At 48.4% G+C, this 15,679-nt stretch carries 14 protein-coding genes; 5 read left to right on the top strand and 9 right to left on the bottom strand.

The features are described from left to right. Positions 1-79 precede the first annotated feature (79 nt). From ACFS7Z_RS18040 to ACFS7Z_RS18020, 5 genes are all read right to left on the bottom strand, one after another. Entirely contained in the window at positions 80-247 is a 168-nt protein-coding gene (locus ACFS7Z_RS18040) for a hypothetical protein (RefSeq protein ID WP_377487538.1), read from the bottom strand. Positions 248-255: 8 nt separating this feature from the next. Next, positions 256-1,437, bottom strand: coding sequence for a ribonuclease D (locus ACFS7Z_RS18035; RefSeq protein ID WP_377487536.1), 1,182 nt, complete (start codon positions 1,435-1,437; stop codon positions 256-258). 144 nt (positions 1,438-1,581) lie between these two features. Further along, positions 1,582-1,809 (bottom strand): hypothetical protein, encoded by a 228-nt coding sequence (locus ACFS7Z_RS18030; protein WP_377487534.1) that lies wholly within the window; start codon positions 1,807-1,809, stop codon positions 1,582-1,584. 356 nt (positions 1,810-2,165) lie between these two features. Continuing rightward, on the bottom strand, positions 2,166-3,911 hold the full coding sequence (locus tag ACFS7Z_RS18025) for a M28 family metallopeptidase (RefSeq protein WP_377487532.1): 1,746 nt from the start codon (positions 3,909-3,911) through the stop codon (positions 2,166-2,168). Positions 3,912-3,978: 67 nt separating this feature from the next. Continuing rightward, the gene (locus ACFS7Z_RS18020) at positions 3,979-4,458 is read right to left on the bottom strand and encodes a very short patch repair endonuclease (protein ID WP_377487530.1); all 480 of its coding nucleotides are present in this window, start codon (positions 4,456-4,458) and stop codon (positions 3,979-3,981) included. 628 nt (positions 4,459-5,086) lie between these two features. On the opposite strand from ACFS7Z_RS18020, the gene ACFS7Z_RS18015 reads away from it, so the two are divergent. The 3 genes from ACFS7Z_RS18015 to lpdA all read left to right on the top strand — a co-directional run bounded on the left by ACFS7Z_RS18015 (position 5,087) and on the right by lpdA (position 11,164). Continuing rightward, positions 5,087-7,852: a 2-oxoglutarate dehydrogenase E1 component gene (locus tag ACFS7Z_RS18015; RefSeq protein WP_377487528.1), complete on the top strand. Its 2,766-nt coding sequence runs from the start codon at positions 5,087-5,089 to the stop codon at positions 7,850-7,852. 110 nt (positions 7,853-7,962) lie between these two features. After that, positions 7,963-9,549: a 2-oxoglutarate dehydrogenase complex dihydrolipoyllysine-residue succinyltransferase gene (gene odhB / locus ACFS7Z_RS18010; RefSeq protein WP_377487526.1), complete on the top strand. Its 1,587-nt coding sequence runs from the start codon at positions 7,963-7,965 to the stop codon at positions 9,547-9,549. Positions 9,550-9,760: 211 nt separating this feature from the next. Further along, positions 9,761-11,164: a dihydrolipoyl dehydrogenase gene (gene lpdA / locus ACFS7Z_RS18005; RefSeq protein ID WP_377487524.1), complete on the top strand. Its 1,404-nt coding sequence runs from the start codon at positions 9,761-9,763 to the stop codon at positions 11,162-11,164. 150 nt (positions 11,165-11,314) lie between these two features. Here lpdA and ACFS7Z_RS18000 read toward each other — a convergent pair whose 3' ends face one another. From ACFS7Z_RS18000 to ACFS7Z_RS17985, 4 genes are read right to left on the bottom strand one after another with little or no spacing between them, the layout of a single operon-like run. Then, the gene (locus ACFS7Z_RS18000; RefSeq protein ID WP_377487522.1) at positions 11,315-12,019 is read right to left on the bottom strand and encodes a hypothetical protein; all 705 of its coding nucleotides are present in this window, start codon (positions 12,017-12,019) and stop codon (positions 11,315-11,317) included. Between the two features lie 27 nt (positions 12,020-12,046). Next, entirely contained in the window at positions 12,047-12,937 is an 891-nt protein-coding gene (locus ACFS7Z_RS17995) for a DUF4097 family beta strand repeat-containing protein (protein ID WP_377487520.1), read from the bottom strand. A gap of 31 nt (positions 12,938-12,968) precedes the next feature. After that, entirely contained in the window at positions 12,969-13,766 is a 798-nt protein-coding gene (locus ACFS7Z_RS17990; protein ID WP_377487518.1) for a HEAT repeat domain-containing protein, read from the bottom strand. Further along, positions 13,753-14,265 carry an RNA polymerase sigma factor gene (locus ACFS7Z_RS17985; protein WP_377487516.1) on the bottom strand — a complete coding sequence of 171 codons (513 nt, stop codon included), beginning with the start codon at positions 14,263-14,265 and terminating at the stop codon, positions 13,753-13,755. The genes ACFS7Z_RS17990 and ACFS7Z_RS17985 overlap by 14 nt, the downstream gene beginning before the upstream one ends. 327 nt (positions 14,266-14,592) lie before the next feature. Between ACFS7Z_RS17985 and ACFS7Z_RS17980 the strand changes: the two genes are divergently transcribed. Beyond that, positions 14,593-15,444 carry an ABC transporter ATP-binding protein gene (locus tag ACFS7Z_RS17980; RefSeq protein WP_377487514.1) on the top strand — a complete coding sequence of 284 codons (852 nt, stop codon included), beginning with the start codon at positions 14,593-14,595 and terminating at the stop codon, positions 15,442-15,444. Then, positions 15,434-15,676, top strand: coding sequence for a hypothetical protein (locus tag ACFS7Z_RS17975; RefSeq protein WP_377487512.1), 243 nt, complete (start codon positions 15,434-15,436; stop codon positions 15,674-15,676). The genes ACFS7Z_RS17980 and ACFS7Z_RS17975 overlap by 11 nt, the downstream gene beginning before the upstream one ends. The last annotated feature ends 3 nt before the right edge of the window (positions 15,677-15,679 follow it).

Raw genomic sequence — 15,679 nt, 5'->3', positions numbered from 1 at the left:
GGGAGAGTAGGTGGCCGCCAACCCCAACAACAAGGCGCCCCCTGTCCCAAACGGCAGGGGGCGCTCTTGCTTTAAGGACCTACGCAATGTGGAGCAGCGGCAGTAAAAGAGTGCCTGCCTCAGCACCGAAAGCGGTGGGTGGCAGAACCTGCACCAGCAGTAAGGGCGCCTGCCTTTCCATAGAAACAGGAACAAACAGAGAGGCCCCAGCAGTAGTTACTGCTGGGGCCTCTCTGTTATTTATCATACATGCTATTACTGTTCAACGTTCTTGAACACAGGTTCGGGCAAGTGAATATCTAATTCGGAGGCCGCATTGAGAATAATGTCGGTGGCATATTGTTTTGTGCAGCGCAACTGGCCGGTTATGCTATAGTCGGTGATAAGGCTTTGGTTAATAATAAGCCTGGAGGTAAACTCGCCATACTTTGACATGATATGCTTCTGCACTGTCGTCAGATCCTCTTTTCGCTTCTCTGTTTCCGGCGTGCGCGGAGGGCGCTGCCAACGATTTTGAGAATAATCGTGGCTGATATTTTCTGCCTTGGCTTTCCTTTTAGCTTCCTCTAAGGCCTCCTGTAGCAGCTTTTCGTTGCGAGATCTTTTAAGGGCACCATGTATTCCCTTGGTATGGTTCACCCATTCATGAATATCCGTGTTGGGGTTACTTGCTAACTCTACTAATCCTTCGTTAGAGATAACATAGGAAGATGGTTTATTCAGTTGCTTTCCCATTTCATCCCGAAAAGCAAATAACTCCTTCAAGATAAACTGCTGGTAATTGTTAAGCCTGTAGGCGTTCCGGAGCTTCATGTGCGGATTCTCAGGCTCTGAATAAATGAGAGACTCCAGTAATAAGTTTTCCTCCTTCAGCCAATGCATGCGGCCTTTTTCTTCTATTTCCTGTACCAGCCTTTCTTTTACCTGGTGCAGGTATATCACATCGATGGCAGCATATATCAGTTGAGCTTCTTTAAGCGGTCGTGTGTTCCAGTTACTCGATTGCTGTGATTTATCTACCTCCTGATCAAACTCTTCTTTCATCACAGTTGCCAGAGAAGAACGTTCATAGTTGAGGATTTTTGCGGCAACGTCAGTGTCCATCACACCCCGGATACTGCAGCCTAATTTGTCAAGCAGCAGGATATCATTGTTGGCATGGTGAATAATCTTTGTGTACTGCTCATCCTCTAACAGGTCGAAGAGTGGTTGGAGGTTGTTTATGGTGAAAGGGTCTATGATGTAGCAGGTGCCGTTTCCATCAGATATTTGCACCAAGCAAAGGTTGAAACCATACGTGAAGCGGTTTTGATCGAACTCAAGGTCCAGCGCAAGCACTTTATATTGATGCAAATCCTGAACTGCAGAATGCAGTTTCTCATCTGTCTCTATCAGCTTTATGTTTACGTCATCGTGCGTCAGCGTTTTGTTTTCCATTCCTAAAGTTAAAAAGTTTGCCGCATATATGACTCTTCTGTTTCTTTTTTAAAGTGTGAAAATACTATTTATAAAGAACAGGCGGCACAAAAAAAGGTCCCTGCCTTAAGAGCAGAGACCTTTTGTAATTATACTTATTTCTAACTATTCAATTGGCGGCTGCTCCTCCTGGATATCGTCAACTACGCCATCATTAACAGTTGTATCTTCCAACACAGTAGTGTCTTCAGTTTCCATTTCGGTTTCCATATCTGTTTCAACCTCCTCAGTAGTTTCAAGGTTCTCTGATTCAGTGGTTGTATCTTCAGATGAGCATGCCGTAAATGCGAACATTGCAAAGGCGGCAAAAGCTAATTTCCAAGTCTTTTTCATAATAAAAGTATATTTGGTTTTGTACTCCTTTATACGCAAAGTGAAAAAAGGTAACCTCTGGAGAATATATAAATTGGCTTTTTTGGAGTTAGTGGTTTTAAATCCTAAGTAAAGAGTGATATAATAGTGGCTAATGAATCAGGATTCAGAATAAAGGAAAATAGGTGTGAACCATCTGAATTTCTATTCTTAAATCTCCTATTGGAAAATTCATACTAGTTGCTGTTTACTTAAATGAGCTAGTCCATCTTCTTAACAAATTTACGCTACAGATAAGCGCAATAAGGTTGAAAATTAAAACAGAACGCCACCTGTACAAAGCATGTACAGGTGGCGTTCTGTTTTAATTAAATTTACTACAAGGCTACTGTGCTGTCCGGGGCTGCTGCTGAAAGAGAAGCTTCCCGCTTAGCTTTGAACTCAGTTCCCGGCTTCCACTCGGGGAACTTCTCCGTGTTAGCCACTTTATAGCCAACGCGCAGGAAGAGCTGCAGGTCTTCTACTGCACCATCTAGGTTCCAGTCATCGCGCACTTCATCCGATAGTTTGTGGTAGTCGTTGGCGGTGTAGTTGTCGTTCCATTTCTGCACATAATCAGGTGGCTGGTTACGGGCCACTACTCCTGATTTTGAGTACAGCGCAGGAACACCCTGCTTCGCAAACTCAAAATGGTCTGAGCGGTAGAAAGAACCTTTCTCTGGTGAGGCTTCCGGTACAATACGGCGGTCCTGCGTAGCGGCTTCCTCTGCTAACACATCTTCCAGTGTGGAGTTGCCATAGCCAATCACCACTACATCTTCCGTAGGGCCATAAGCATTCAGTACATCCATGTTAATATTGGCTACAGTCTTGTTTAGCGGGTAGAGCGGGTTCTCAGCATAGTACTTAGAGCCAAGCAAGCCTTTCTCTTCGGCCGTAACAGCCAGGAACAGGATAGAGCGCTTCGGCTTTGTTGGCATGGCAGCGTAAGCCTCTGCCAGTTCTATCAGGCCGGCAGTGCCAGTGGCATTGTCTAAAGCACCATTGTAAATCTGGTCGCCCTGCAGTGTCTCGTCTTTACCGAGGTGGTCCCAGTGGGCAGAGTACACCACGTATTCATCTTTTAACTTCGGGTCAGAGCCTTCCAGTTTTGCAATTACGTTCTTTGACTGAATTTCGCGCAGCTTGTTCTGTATGCTGAAACTGGCGGTGGCATCCAGGGGCACCGGCTTAAAGTCCTTCTGCAGGGCTGCCTGCTTTAGCTGGCTCAGGTCTTTGCCTGCTGCCGAAAAAAGCTGCTGCGCTTTGGCTTGTGTTATCCAGCCTTCAACGGCGGCGCGGTCCATGTTTTTGTTCGGCTTCTGGATGTCAAAGTTCTCACGGCTCCAACTGCCTGATACCACCTCATATGGATATCCGGCAGGCCCTGTTTCATGGATAATAATGGCTGCGGCGGCACCTTTCTCTGCCGCTATCTCATACTTATAGGTCCAGCGTCCATAGTAGGTCATGGCCTTGCCTCCGAACATAGTCGTGTCCAGTTCACCTGCATTTGCGCCGCTTGGTATAGGAGGGTCGTTAATGAGCATCACAATGGTTTTGCCTTTTACGTCCAGCCCTTTAAAGTCATCCCAGCCATACTCAGGTGCTACTATACCATAGCCTACAAACACAACCTCTGAATTGTTGATGTCGATGCTGGGTACAAAGCGGCGGGATACAGCCACATAGTCAGATGGGAAGTTGAGCGGAATCGTTTTACCACCCGCTTGGAAAGACGCCTTTGGCACCGCTGTGAAGCCAACCATCGGCACATTCTGCACATAGGTGCCGTCTGGATTGCCAGGCTGCAATCCAATTTCCTTAAACTTGCGTGTCAGGTAGTTAACGGTGGAGTCTTCGCCGGCAGTGCCGGGGCCCCGGCCCTCGAACGCATCGGAAGCGAGCACCCTGGTATGTTCTAAGACGTTGGCAGCCGTAATGGTTTGCAGGGCAGCCTGCAGATTGGTGCTGTCTGCGGAGGCAGTGAGGGCCGCTTCTGTGTCGCCTACCTCTCGGGAACTTTCGTTGCACCCTAGTGCTAACAGCCCCATCAGGCCGAGCAGTGGAAAATGTTTCTTCATAGATGTTAATAAGGAAAGTATTCCTCAAGTTAAATAAATTTTTCAAATCAAGGAGGAAGCAGGCATCTTATGCCGCAATCTCCCAGCTAGAGGGAACACCGCGGTGCAGTTCCTGAATCAGGATAACACTGGAGGTTAAATTCTGCTGCAACTGGCACTCCCATATTACAATACGTTGCCAGCCCGCCTCGCGGTACAGTTGCTGGTACCGGTTATCGCGGGTTATATTTTTCTCAAATTTATCCTGCCAGAACGTAACGTTTGTTTTAGGTAAGGACAGTTGGCAGTAGGGGCAGCGGTGCCAGAAGCAACCATGAATGAAAATGGCGAGACGCCGGCTGGGGTAGCAAATGTCAGGCTTCCCAGGTGCTTTGGGCCAGTGCACACGGTAACCACGCAGGCCGCCATGCCACAGCGCCTTGCGCAGCATAAGCTCAGGCTTCGTGTTCTTGCTTTTGTTGCCGCGCATATAGCGGCTTACCTTTTCCTGAGCCGTAAGAGGAGGCTGTGGAACTTTATACTTTCTCTTTCTGCGTTTTGCTGCCAATTGCTGCCTGCTTTATGCAGCAGTATAACAAGCAGGGCTTATAGATAGTGCCGCGGCAGGAGATGAGATTAGAGGCGATAACAGATGCGGCTTATGGAGCTGTCGTAGGAATCGTAGCCGGGCGGCTTTTGCTGAACCTGACATCCAAGGGCTGTACGTTTTCAAGCTGCTGTTTATTGTAGAAGTATGGCTTTGCCGGATAAGCGAAGTAGCAGCATTGCTATTATACCGAAGCCTGTAAAGTTGGTGATGGCGTTTAGCCTGTGGCAGTCACTACATATGCTGAAATTGTAACAACTGGTGCAGGAGATTGCCGTTACTATAATTTGATTCGGGCACCGTTCTCAAAGCCATATTAAAGTGTAACGTGCTATTTTTCTACTATACCGGGAGTGACTACATAATCATCGTAGAAAATATGGGAGGTTGTGCTGGTTTTCTTTAACTTACGACACGAACACTTTGTAACATAATACATCTGTGCCCGTGCAACAAAAAGGAATATATGAAGTTTCAGAATACATAAGAAGTATGATTCAGAACATTATTCGCTTAAACGAATACGCAGTATTCGATATTTGTGCAATACTTTTAACTTTACCTTCGACAAAAAGGGAGTAAACACTTTATGGATAAATATAGCTATATCGCTAATGCGCACGGCGATTATATTGATGAGTTGTACAAAACTTATCAACAGGATCCGGAATCAGTGGAATTCGGGTGGCGCAAGTTTTTTGAAGGGTACGATTTTTCAACTGCCTACGGAGAGAACGGTCATACTGCTGAGAATGGCGCTGCTACAGCTACCGCCCCTGCTACGGCAGGTGTAGCACAAGAGGAGTCAGAGAAAGAGGTGGCAGTGCGTAACTTTATTTATGCTTATCGCACCCGTGGCCATTTGCGCTCTAAGACAAACCCGGTGCGGGAGCGCAAAGACCGTAAGGCCCTGCTGGACCTGAGAGATTTCGGTCTTTCGGAAGCAGACCTCGATACTGTCTTCCAGGTAGGTGAAATTATCGGCATCGGACCTGCAACACTGCGGGATATCGTAGCGGCGGTTCAGAAGATCTATGAAGGCCCTATCGGCTATGAGTACATGTACATCCGCGACCCGGAGGTGCTGTCTTGGCTTCAGAACAAGATTGAAAATGAGTCCCTGAGCTTTAACCCAGGGATTGAATATAAGAAGCGCATCCTTTCCAAACTGAACGAGGCGGTAGTTTTTGAAAATTTCCTGCACACAAAGTTTTTGGGGCAGAAGCGCTTTTCACTGGAGGGTGGCGAAACAACCATACCTGCATTAGATGCCATTATTGACAAAGCTTCTGAGCTTGGCGCAAAAGAAGTGGTGATAGGTATGGCACATCGTGGCCGCCTGAACGTGCTGGCCAACATCATGGGCAAAACCTATGAGCAGATATTTTCTGAGTTTGAAGGCACTGCCGTTCCTGACCTGACCATGGGCGATGGAGACGTAAAGTACCACATGGGCTTCTCTTCTGAGGTGAATACAGCAGGAGGAAATACCATCAACCTGAAGCTGGCGCCTAACCCTTCGCACCTGGAGGCAGTGAACCCGGTAGTAGAAGGCTTTGTACGTGCAAAAATCGACTGCATGTACGAGAAAGACTCCCGCTCTATTGTGCCTATCCTCATTCATGGTGATGCGGCCGTAGCTGGTCAGGGCATTGTGTACGAGGTGACCCAGATGGCAAAGCTGAGCGGCTATCAGACAGGTGGTACTATCCATTTTGTTATTAACAACCAGGTAGGGTTCACCACTGACTTTGAAGACGCCCGTTCTTCTATCTATTGTACAGATGTAGCCAAAATTATAGATGCGCCTGTGCTGCACGTGAATGGCGATGATCCGGAGTCTGTTGTATTTGCGGTGCGCCTGGCTACAGAGTACCGTCAGAAGTTCCAGAACGACATCTTCATCGACATGGTGTGCTACCGTCGTCACGGCCACAACGAGTCTGATGAGCCGAAGTTCACGCAGCCACAGCTGTATAACCTGATTTCGAAGCACGCGAACCCACGCGAAAAGTATAACAAGGAGCTCATTAGCAATGGCTCAGTAGATGCCGAACTGGCGAATACCATGGACAAGGAATTCCGGCAGATGCTGCAGGATCGCCTGGACATGGTGAAGCAGAAGCCTTTGCCTTACAACTACCAGGTACTGGAGAAAGACTGGCAGGAACTGCGTCGTTCTACTCCAGAGGATTTCAACCAGTCGCCGGAGACAGGTATTTCCGCTGAAGCGATTGAGAAAGTAGCAAAGGCCCTTACCACTCTGCCGCAGGGATTCAAGCCACTCAAGCAAATCGACAAGCTCATAAAAGAGCGCAAGGAGATGTTCTTCGAGACACGGCAACTGAACTGGGCAGCCGGTGAATTGCTGGCCTACGGTTCTGTTGTGCTGGATGGCAAGATTGTGCGTTTCTCTGGTCAGGATGTGCAGCGCGGTACATTCTCACACCGCCATGCGGTGTTGCATGATGCCGTAACAAGTGCTCCATACAACAACCTCAACCACATAGAAGAAGAAGGAACAGGCGCATTTGAAATTTACAACTCGCTGCTGTCAGAGTATGGTGTACTGGGCTTTGAGTTTGGGTATGCGATGGCCAACCCTAATGCTCTTGTTATCTGGGAAGCGCAGTTCGGCGACTTTGCCAACGGTGCACAGGTAATGATTGACCAGTTCATCACTTCCACAGAATCGAAGTGGCAGCGTATGAATGGCCTGGTGATGTTGCTGCCGCACGGCTACGAAGGACAAGGACCGGAGCACTCTAATGCCCGCCCTGAGCGCTTCCTGCAGTTGGCTGCTGAGAACAATATTTTCGTGACATACATCACTACACCAGCTAACCTTTTCCACATGTTGCGCCGTCAGCTGGCCCTGCCTTTCCGTAAGCCTGTTGTTAACATGTCGCCTAAGTCGCTGCTGCGTCATCCGCTCGTAAGTTCTCCAATGGAGGATTTCACATCAGGTGGTTTTAAAGAGGTGATAGGCGATGATTACGCAGATGCCGCTTCTGTAACGAAAGTGCTGCTTTGCTGGGGCAAAGTATACTTCGACCTGCTGGAAGAGCAGCAGAACAGCAACCGGAAGGATGTGGCCCTCGTGCGTATGGAGCAGCTGGCGCCTTTCCCTAAAGTGCAGCTGGATGCAGAACTGGCGAAGTACCCGAACGCTAAAATTTACTGGGTACAGGAAGAGCCTGAGAACATGGGTGCCTGGAACTATATCCTGCGCCTGATGCGCAAGCAGGTAGAAGATGTGGTTGCCCGTAAAGCAAGTGCCTCTCCTGCCACAGGTTACCTGAAAGTGCACGTGAAAGAGCAGCAAAACCTGGTGGAGCGCGCCTTTTCAATATAAGTAGGAAATAAAGCGTGATGGACTGGAATAGTTAATTGTAGCTATTTTAGTCCATCACGCTTGTTTCATCCGTAATTCATAATTCGTAATTCATAATAGAACAAAAATATATGAGCTTAGAAGTTAAAGTGCCTGCCGTAGGTGAGTCGATCACTGAGGTAACGATAGCCCAGTGGCTAAAGAAAGACGGTGACCGTGTGGAGATGGACGAGGTGATAGCTGAGCTGGAATCTGACAAAGCCACATTCGAACTGCCAGCCGAAGGAGCAGGCATTTTACGCATTGTAGCACAGGAAGGCGATACCATTGAGGTAGGTGCCCTTTTGTGCCGCATTGAAGAGGATGGCGCAGGTTCTCCTGCTCCTGCCAGTCCGGCTGCTGAAGCATCCGCTGCACCGCAGGCATCTGCTGCCTCACCGGCATCTGCTCCTGCCGTAGCACAAGGTGGTGGCGAAACTGTGGACATGGTTGTGCCGACAGTGGGCGAGTCAATCTCAGAAGTAACCATAGCCAGCTGGCTGAAAAACGATGGCGATCGTGTGGAGATGGACGAGGTGATAGCGGAACTCGAATCAGACAAGGCAACTTTCGAGCTGCCAGCGGAGGCTGCCGGAACCCTGCAGATTGTAGCGCAGCAAGGCGATACTGTAGAAATAGGCGGTCTGCTTTGCCGCATTATAGCAGGTGCTGAAGCTCCCGCTTCAAAACCAGCGTCACAACCAGGTGCTCCTGCCGCACAGCAGGCAACAGTTCCGGCAGCTGCATCCGGGTATGGCGGAAGCCAAACTTATGCTTCCGGCACACCTTCACCGGCTGCTGGTAAGATCCTTTCTGAAAAAGGTATAAACGCAGCCGATGTACAAGGTACAGGCCGCGATGGCCGCATCACAAAAGAAGATGCACAGAGTGCACAGCAAGCTGCTGCAAAGCCAGCGGCAGCCCCTGCTCCTAAGCAGGAAGCAACTGCTGCTTCGGAGGCTCCGGCTGTAAGCGGTGACCGCAACCAGCGCCGCGAGAAAATGAGCTCGCTTCGTAAAACAGTTGCTCGCCGCCTGGTACAGGTGAAAAACGATACGGCCATGCTCACTACCTTCAATGAGGTAGACATGAAGCCAATTATGGACATCCGTACGAAGTACAAAGAGAAATTTAAGGAGAAGCACGAAGTAGGCCTTGGCTTTATGTCATTCTTCACGAAGGCTTGTACCGTTGCCCTGCAGGAGTGGCCGGCAGTAAACGCGCAGATTGACGGCAACGATATGATCTTTAATGATTTTTGTGACATATCTATCGCGGTTTCATCTCCGAAAGGCCTGGTAGTGCCGGTTATCCGCAATGCGGAGAGCCTGTCGCTGGATGGCATTGAAAAAGAGGTAATTCGACTGGCTAAGAAAGCACGCGACGGTAAATTGTCTATCGAGGAAATGACAGGTGGTACCTTCACCATCACCAACGGTGGTGTGTTCGGATCTATGATGTCCACGCCAATCATCAACGCACCGCAGTCGGCTATACTGGGTATGCACAACATTGTGCAGCGCCCTGTGGCTATCGACGGGCAGGTGGAGATCAGACCGATGATGTACCTGGCCCTGTCTTACGACCACCGCATCATTGATGGCCGTGAGTCCGTTTCCTTCCTGGTGCGCGTAAAAGAGCTGCTGGAAGACCCGATGAGACTGCTTCTTGGAGTGTAAAATTATGAAATGGGTGGAGGAGGAGAGGCTGTAAAAGTTGCTCCTCCTTTGCTTTTTATCTCTCTGCGATTGAACTGTCCCCTTGAGGGGACTATAGGGGTGTAGATTTTTGCTGAAGCCAAAGCAAAACATCCCCCTACCCCCTTCAAAGGGGGACTTTTCTACATGTAATCAAAACTAAATGAGAGGTAACTCTCCTAAAACATAAAAGATGAAATACGACGTAACCGTTATCGGTTCTGGACCTGGTGGGTATGTAGCGGCGATACGCTGCGCACAGCTGGGCCTAAAAACCGCGATCATAGAGAAATATACTGTGTTAGGTGGTACTTGCCTGAATGTGGGTTGTATCCCTTCTAAAGCGCTGCTGGACTCGTCTGAGCATTACCACAATGCGGCACATGTTTTTCAGGAGCATGGCATTGAACTGGATAACCTGCAGGTAAATATCCAGCAGATGATAAAGCGCAAGGGCGAGGTAGTAAAGTCGAATAACGACGGTATTGCTTACCTTATGAAGAAGAATAAAATCGATACCTACTTCGGCCTGGGTTCTTTCGTGAATAAGAATACAATCAAAGTAACTGGTGTAGATGGTAACGTGCAGGAAATTGAGACGGATAAAACCATCATCGCAACCGGTTCCAAGCCAACTACGCTTCCATTCCTGCCAATCGACAAAAAGCGCGTCATTACTTCTACAGAAGCTTTAACACTGACTGAAATACCAAAGAACCTCATCATTATCGGTGGTGGTGTGATTGGCCTCGAACTGGGTTCTGTGTATGCGCGCCTTGGCAGCAAAGTGCAGGTGGTGGAGTATCTGGACTCAATCATCCCTACGATGGACCGTTCCCTGGGCAAAGAGCTGCAGCGTGTGCTGAAAAAGACACTGGGCTTTGAGTTCTTCTTCAGCCACAAGGTAACAGGCGCTACCAACGAAGGCGAAACAGTAAGGGTAACAGCCGAGAATCCAAAAGGCGAGACTGTAACATTTGAAGGAGACTACGTGCTGGTATCTGTTGGCCGTAAGCCATACACCGAAGGCCTTGGCCTGGAGAATGCCGGTGTGCAGATGGGTGACCGCGGTATGATTGCCGTAAACGACCACCTCGAAACAAATGTGCCGGGTATATACGCTATCGGTGATGTGGTGCGTGGTGCTATGCTGGCACACAAAGCCGAGGAAGAAGGCGTGCTGGTGGCAGAGCAAATCGTAGGTCAGAAGCCGCACATTAACTATAACCTGATCCCAGGTGTGGTATATACCTGGCCGGAAGTGGCAGGTGTCGGCTTTACCGAAGAACAGTTGAAGGAGCAGGGGCGTGCCTATAAGTCAGGTTCTTTTCCATTCAAAGCCTCCGGCCGTGCAAAAGCCTCCGGCGATACAGACGGTTTCGTAAAAGTGTTGGCAGATAAGGAAACGGACGAAATCATAGGTGTGCATATGATTGGTCCGCGTATAGCCGACCTTATCGCTGAAGCGGTGACGGCCATGGAATTCCGTGCATCCGCTGAGGATGTGGCCCGTATGAGCCACGCACACCCCACCTATGCTGAAGCCATGAAAGAAGCCTGTTTAGCAGCGACTGAAAACCGTGCGCTACATATTTAACAGAGCCTTTCTGAAGTACATAATGGCAGCGCCACCTCAACTGAGGTGGCGCTGTTTGTTTTATTACCTATTAGCATCTTGCAGACTCCCACTGTCTTGCATACTCAGACGCTCGCAGGAGCTGCGCACGCTGCGAGGTCTCTTCATGAATTACTCCTGCTTACGGAGGTAAATGTCGTTGCTGATGCTCTCTAAGTTGATTAAAGAGCCGCCGCCATTTACTTTGCCTTTGAGCTTGTAGCCAACCATGGGTGCATCTTGTTTGCCGTCCGGGAATGCAATACCCAGGTCAGAGTATACTTCACCGGTTATGGTTTCCAGGGAGATGGTCGCTCCTTTTTTTTCGGCCCAGTTCATGTCAACAAAGCCGCTGATGGATTTAGCCTGAACAGGACCTGTCAGACCTCTTAATTCTATATTGCCATTGATGGTCTCCACAGATAAGTCGGCATCACGGGGTACAAAAATTTCATAGTTGATATCGGCGCATGTATAGGTGCGCTCTCCATCGCTTTGCATGCTATACCCGTTTTTGTTTCCCGGGCAATCTTCGGCTTTACCGTTCTTTAGTAGTGCTTTGTCCAGGTCTACTTCGGCGCGCGCGCTTTTGTCATCAGCCGTAAAATTAAGAAGCAGTGCATCATTCAACTTTCCGCTGTTTATCTCATAGGTAACTTTGATGGAAGCCTCATTTTTATCCCAGGCGGAAATCTTGATGTTGCTGCCAAAGGTAAGTTTCAGGTCGACTTTTTTGTTGGCTGGCACAGCCAGTGTTTTCTCTACCGTTTTAGATTGTGCCAGCAAGCTGGTGGCAAATGCAAACCACAGCAAGCTTAAGATGAATACTTTTTTCATAGTTCAGGTCTCTTTATCTGTTTCTGATTATTTACTCTTGCGGATAAACATGTCACCGCTGATGGTATACAAGCTCATTTCTACTCCACCACCGTTTGTGGTACCTTCTATGGTGTCGCCTCCGGCTACTCTTGGCAGCCCGCTTTTGGTGTTTTTCCCTAAGTTCATGTCGAAGTCAGAATAGATTTCTCCCTGAATAGACTTGAGCTTGAGATTAGCTTTGGTATTAGGAGGTAAAGTGACATCTACTGCGCCGGCCACGGAGGAGATGGCGCTGGGTTTACCCTGGTTAAGGCTGGAGAACTTCACTATAATATCGCCAGCCGTTGTGTTGGCTATAACCGGGCCGGAAACGTTCGTCAACCTGGCGGTGGAGTTATTCAGTTTTAGCTCTATTTCACCGTTCATATCTGACAGCTCCAGATTGTCGCCGGTCCAGTTTGTCTCTTCATACATGACCGCAGCATTCTTAGGAATCCTGATAACATAGTTTCCATTCTGGCGGGAGGCTTTACTGATTCTTAGTGTGTTGTTGTCTTTTGTTACAGCCAGGCCTAAGCCGGTGTTGTCTTCTACCGAGTTATAGAGTGGCTTAAGGCCTTTGGCACGTGCTGGTGGAGCCACAACACCACCCTCTGCTTCTATGATAACCTCATCGCCGTTATGCCCTACTACCTCGACACCACTGTTGTACACGCTAATAATGACACGGCTGTCCTTGCTGTTTGCCAGTTTCACCCGATGCATAAGTGGCTTGTCCTGTTCTGCTGCTTCCTGACCTGTGTCATCGCTATTCCACATGGCTAGAAGTTCAGGATTGTTTTCTGCACTGCTATACTGTGCGAATACTGTAGGTGCGCACATGGTTTTGCTGGTGAGCATCAGACATGCCGATGCCAGTAACATTATCTTTTTCATGTTTTACTTTATACTAAATGTCAGAATTGATTTATATAAGGATGCCGATTCCTTCTTCGGCTTTGTTTTTTACAATTGGTAAGACGTTTTCTTTTTCTGCCAGCTTCTGGAGTTGCTCCAGCGCTTTCTTCTCTTTAAGATTCACCAGCATGTCTATCAGCGTAATCTGCATCAGCGGGTCCGTCTGCATGGGCAATGACCTGATGAAGGCATTGCGCACCTGCGCATTGTCTTTGTACCGGTAGAGGGCCTCGCTGGCCGCCAGGCGCACATTCACGTTCGGGTCGCTGTTCATGGTGGTGATGAGCAGGTTAATCACTTCATCGTCTTCCGGTGCTGCGCCAAACTCCTGGCTCACTACTTTAATGCGGTCACTGGCTGAATAACCTGCTGTGGCACCGGCTGCGAGTACCTGCTTCATCTCCTGTACTTCCTGTCGCAGGGCCGCTATTTCCGGCGTCTGCTGTTCGGTGGAGGAGCTCTTCATATAGGATGTTCCCGCCCAGAAGGCACCTGCCATCAGTAATATACTTGCTGCCACGCGCCAGTAAGTAGCAGCTTGCTGCATCACCGGGAAAAACAGCTGCTTCCCCTGTTCAGGTGTCTGCTGCGCCTCTATTTTCTCAAAAAGCCACTCGTCTGCCAAAAACTTATCCAGTTGCTCTTCCTGCTGATGTGCGTAGTACTGAAACTGTGCCGCGTGCGGCTGCAAATGCTTTGGTAGCTGTTGTTCCTGTCTAAAGTACTCCTTCAGGTGCTTTTCTTCTGCCACAGTGGTTTCGCCATCGTAGTACTTTTGCAGTAGCGTCTCTATATTATCCCACTTCATAATTTTCCATCTTTAAAAAACCGTCACGGACACTTTTGCGGGCCCTCGAAAGAATCACCCTAATGTTGTTGATGGTTAAATTTGTTATCTGCTCCATCTCTTCGAAAGAAAGGCCTTCCACATCGCGCAGGTGCAGGACAAGCTTTTGCTGCTCCGGTAGCCCTGCCAATAAGCCCTGTACCTTGCTCACGCTGTCGGTCAGCTCAGTTTGCTCGTATGGAGTTACCTCTCCTGAACTCAGTTCCAGCCCTGTTGCATCTACTGTGCGCTTTCGCTTGCTCGTTTTAATTCTGTCCAGGCACAGGTTTTTGGTAATGGTCATGGCAAAGGCTTCTATACTGGTATAAGCATGCAGCTTGTGCTTGTTGGTCCAGAGTTTCAGGAACACGTCCTGCAAAATATCTTCTGCTTCTTCTTTATCACGAAGCAGAAAGACAGCCAGCCGATACAGCTTTTGCTTTGCAGGAAGCACCTTGCTTTTAAACTCTTGTAAGTCCATTCAATAACAGAGACGACCGGGGTGGGAAAACATTACAGCAGTTTAGGAAATATTTCGGAAAGAATTTTAGAAGAATAATCTAGGAGATTTCCCGCCATATGTAGCGCAGTGGCTGGAAATCTAAAACCGCACATGATTTGCAGTCCTGCTAACCCCAAATATCTCACAGTGTGCGCAGCTCTAATGAGCGTCTAAGTCTGCTGCTGCTATCGTTCAACTCTATCTTCTTAAACTGAAAAAAATATTTTATCGAAATAGTTGGAAATACCGAAACCTCTTTTACCTTTGTAGTGTACTATGTAACTAATACACTAGCCGAGCAAAACTATGATAGCGTTAAAAGACATTAACTTCAGGTATAAAAAGAAGAAACCGCTCTTCGAGAACCTGAACCTAACCCTGGAGCCGGGCTTTATCTATGGCTTGCTGGGTAAAAACGGCGCCGGAAAATCGTCGTTGCTGAAGCATCTCTCCGGCCTGCTGTACCCTGATAGCGGCCAGTGTATGGTGTTTGGCTTTGATGCTTCGGCGCGGAAGCCTGCCATGCTGGAGGATATTTACATGATACCGGAGGAGTTTAACTTGCCGCCTATCAGCCTAAGCAACTATGTAAAAACAAATGGTGTGTTCTACTCTAAGTTCAGCTACAACCAGTTGCAGGCGTACCTGGCAGAGTTTGAGCTGGACGAAACCGCTAAACTTTCCACGCTGTCTTACGGGCAGAAAAAGAAGTTTCTGATTGCCTTCGGCCTGGCCACTAACGCCCGTCTTTTAATCCTGGACGAACCAACCAATGGCCTAGACATTCCTTCCAAGAGCCAGTTCAGAAAAATTATGGCAGCCTCTCTGGATGAAGAAAAAATCATCATCATATCCACCCACCAGGTGCGCGACCTGGAGAACCTGATAGATAATGTGGTGGTGCTGGAGAAAGGCAACATCATCTTCAACCGCAACATGGGCGAGATATCAGAAAAGCTGGCATTTGAATACAACCTGGCTGGCGTGCCCGCAGAGGAGATACTGTATGCCGAGGAGTTGCAGGGGCGTAAGGCAGGCATCGTCAAAAACATTGCCGGCCACGACTCACGCGTAGACCTGGAACTGCTGTTTAACGGCATCGTGAAGAATGCAGCTTCTATAAACGAACACTTTGCCAACTACAAGTATGAATACTAACTCTAAAAACCTGCGCTACCAGCTTAAGCAGCTACGCATGAAAGGAAGCTCGCTAATGATTGCCTTCGCAGCTTTTGGCTGTGCCTTCCTGGTAGAGACGGAGCAGGTAGACGTTACTTATCCTTTAGAACTTGTTCTGAAGAGCTTTACAAACGACCCGATATCTTTTCGAATTTGCTCTGAAAGGCTTATAACCACCGACCCGATTATCCTAACCATTAGTACAAAATAAAAC

This window comes from Pontibacter toksunensis (assembly GCF_042686245.1).
In the GTDB taxonomy this organism is placed as follows: domain Bacteria; phylum Bacteroidota; class Bacteroidia; order Cytophagales; family Hymenobacteraceae; genus Pontibacter; species Pontibacter toksunensis.
Note: the sequence above shows the minus strand (reverse complement) of the source record. Positions and strands in the feature narration are given on the sequence as shown.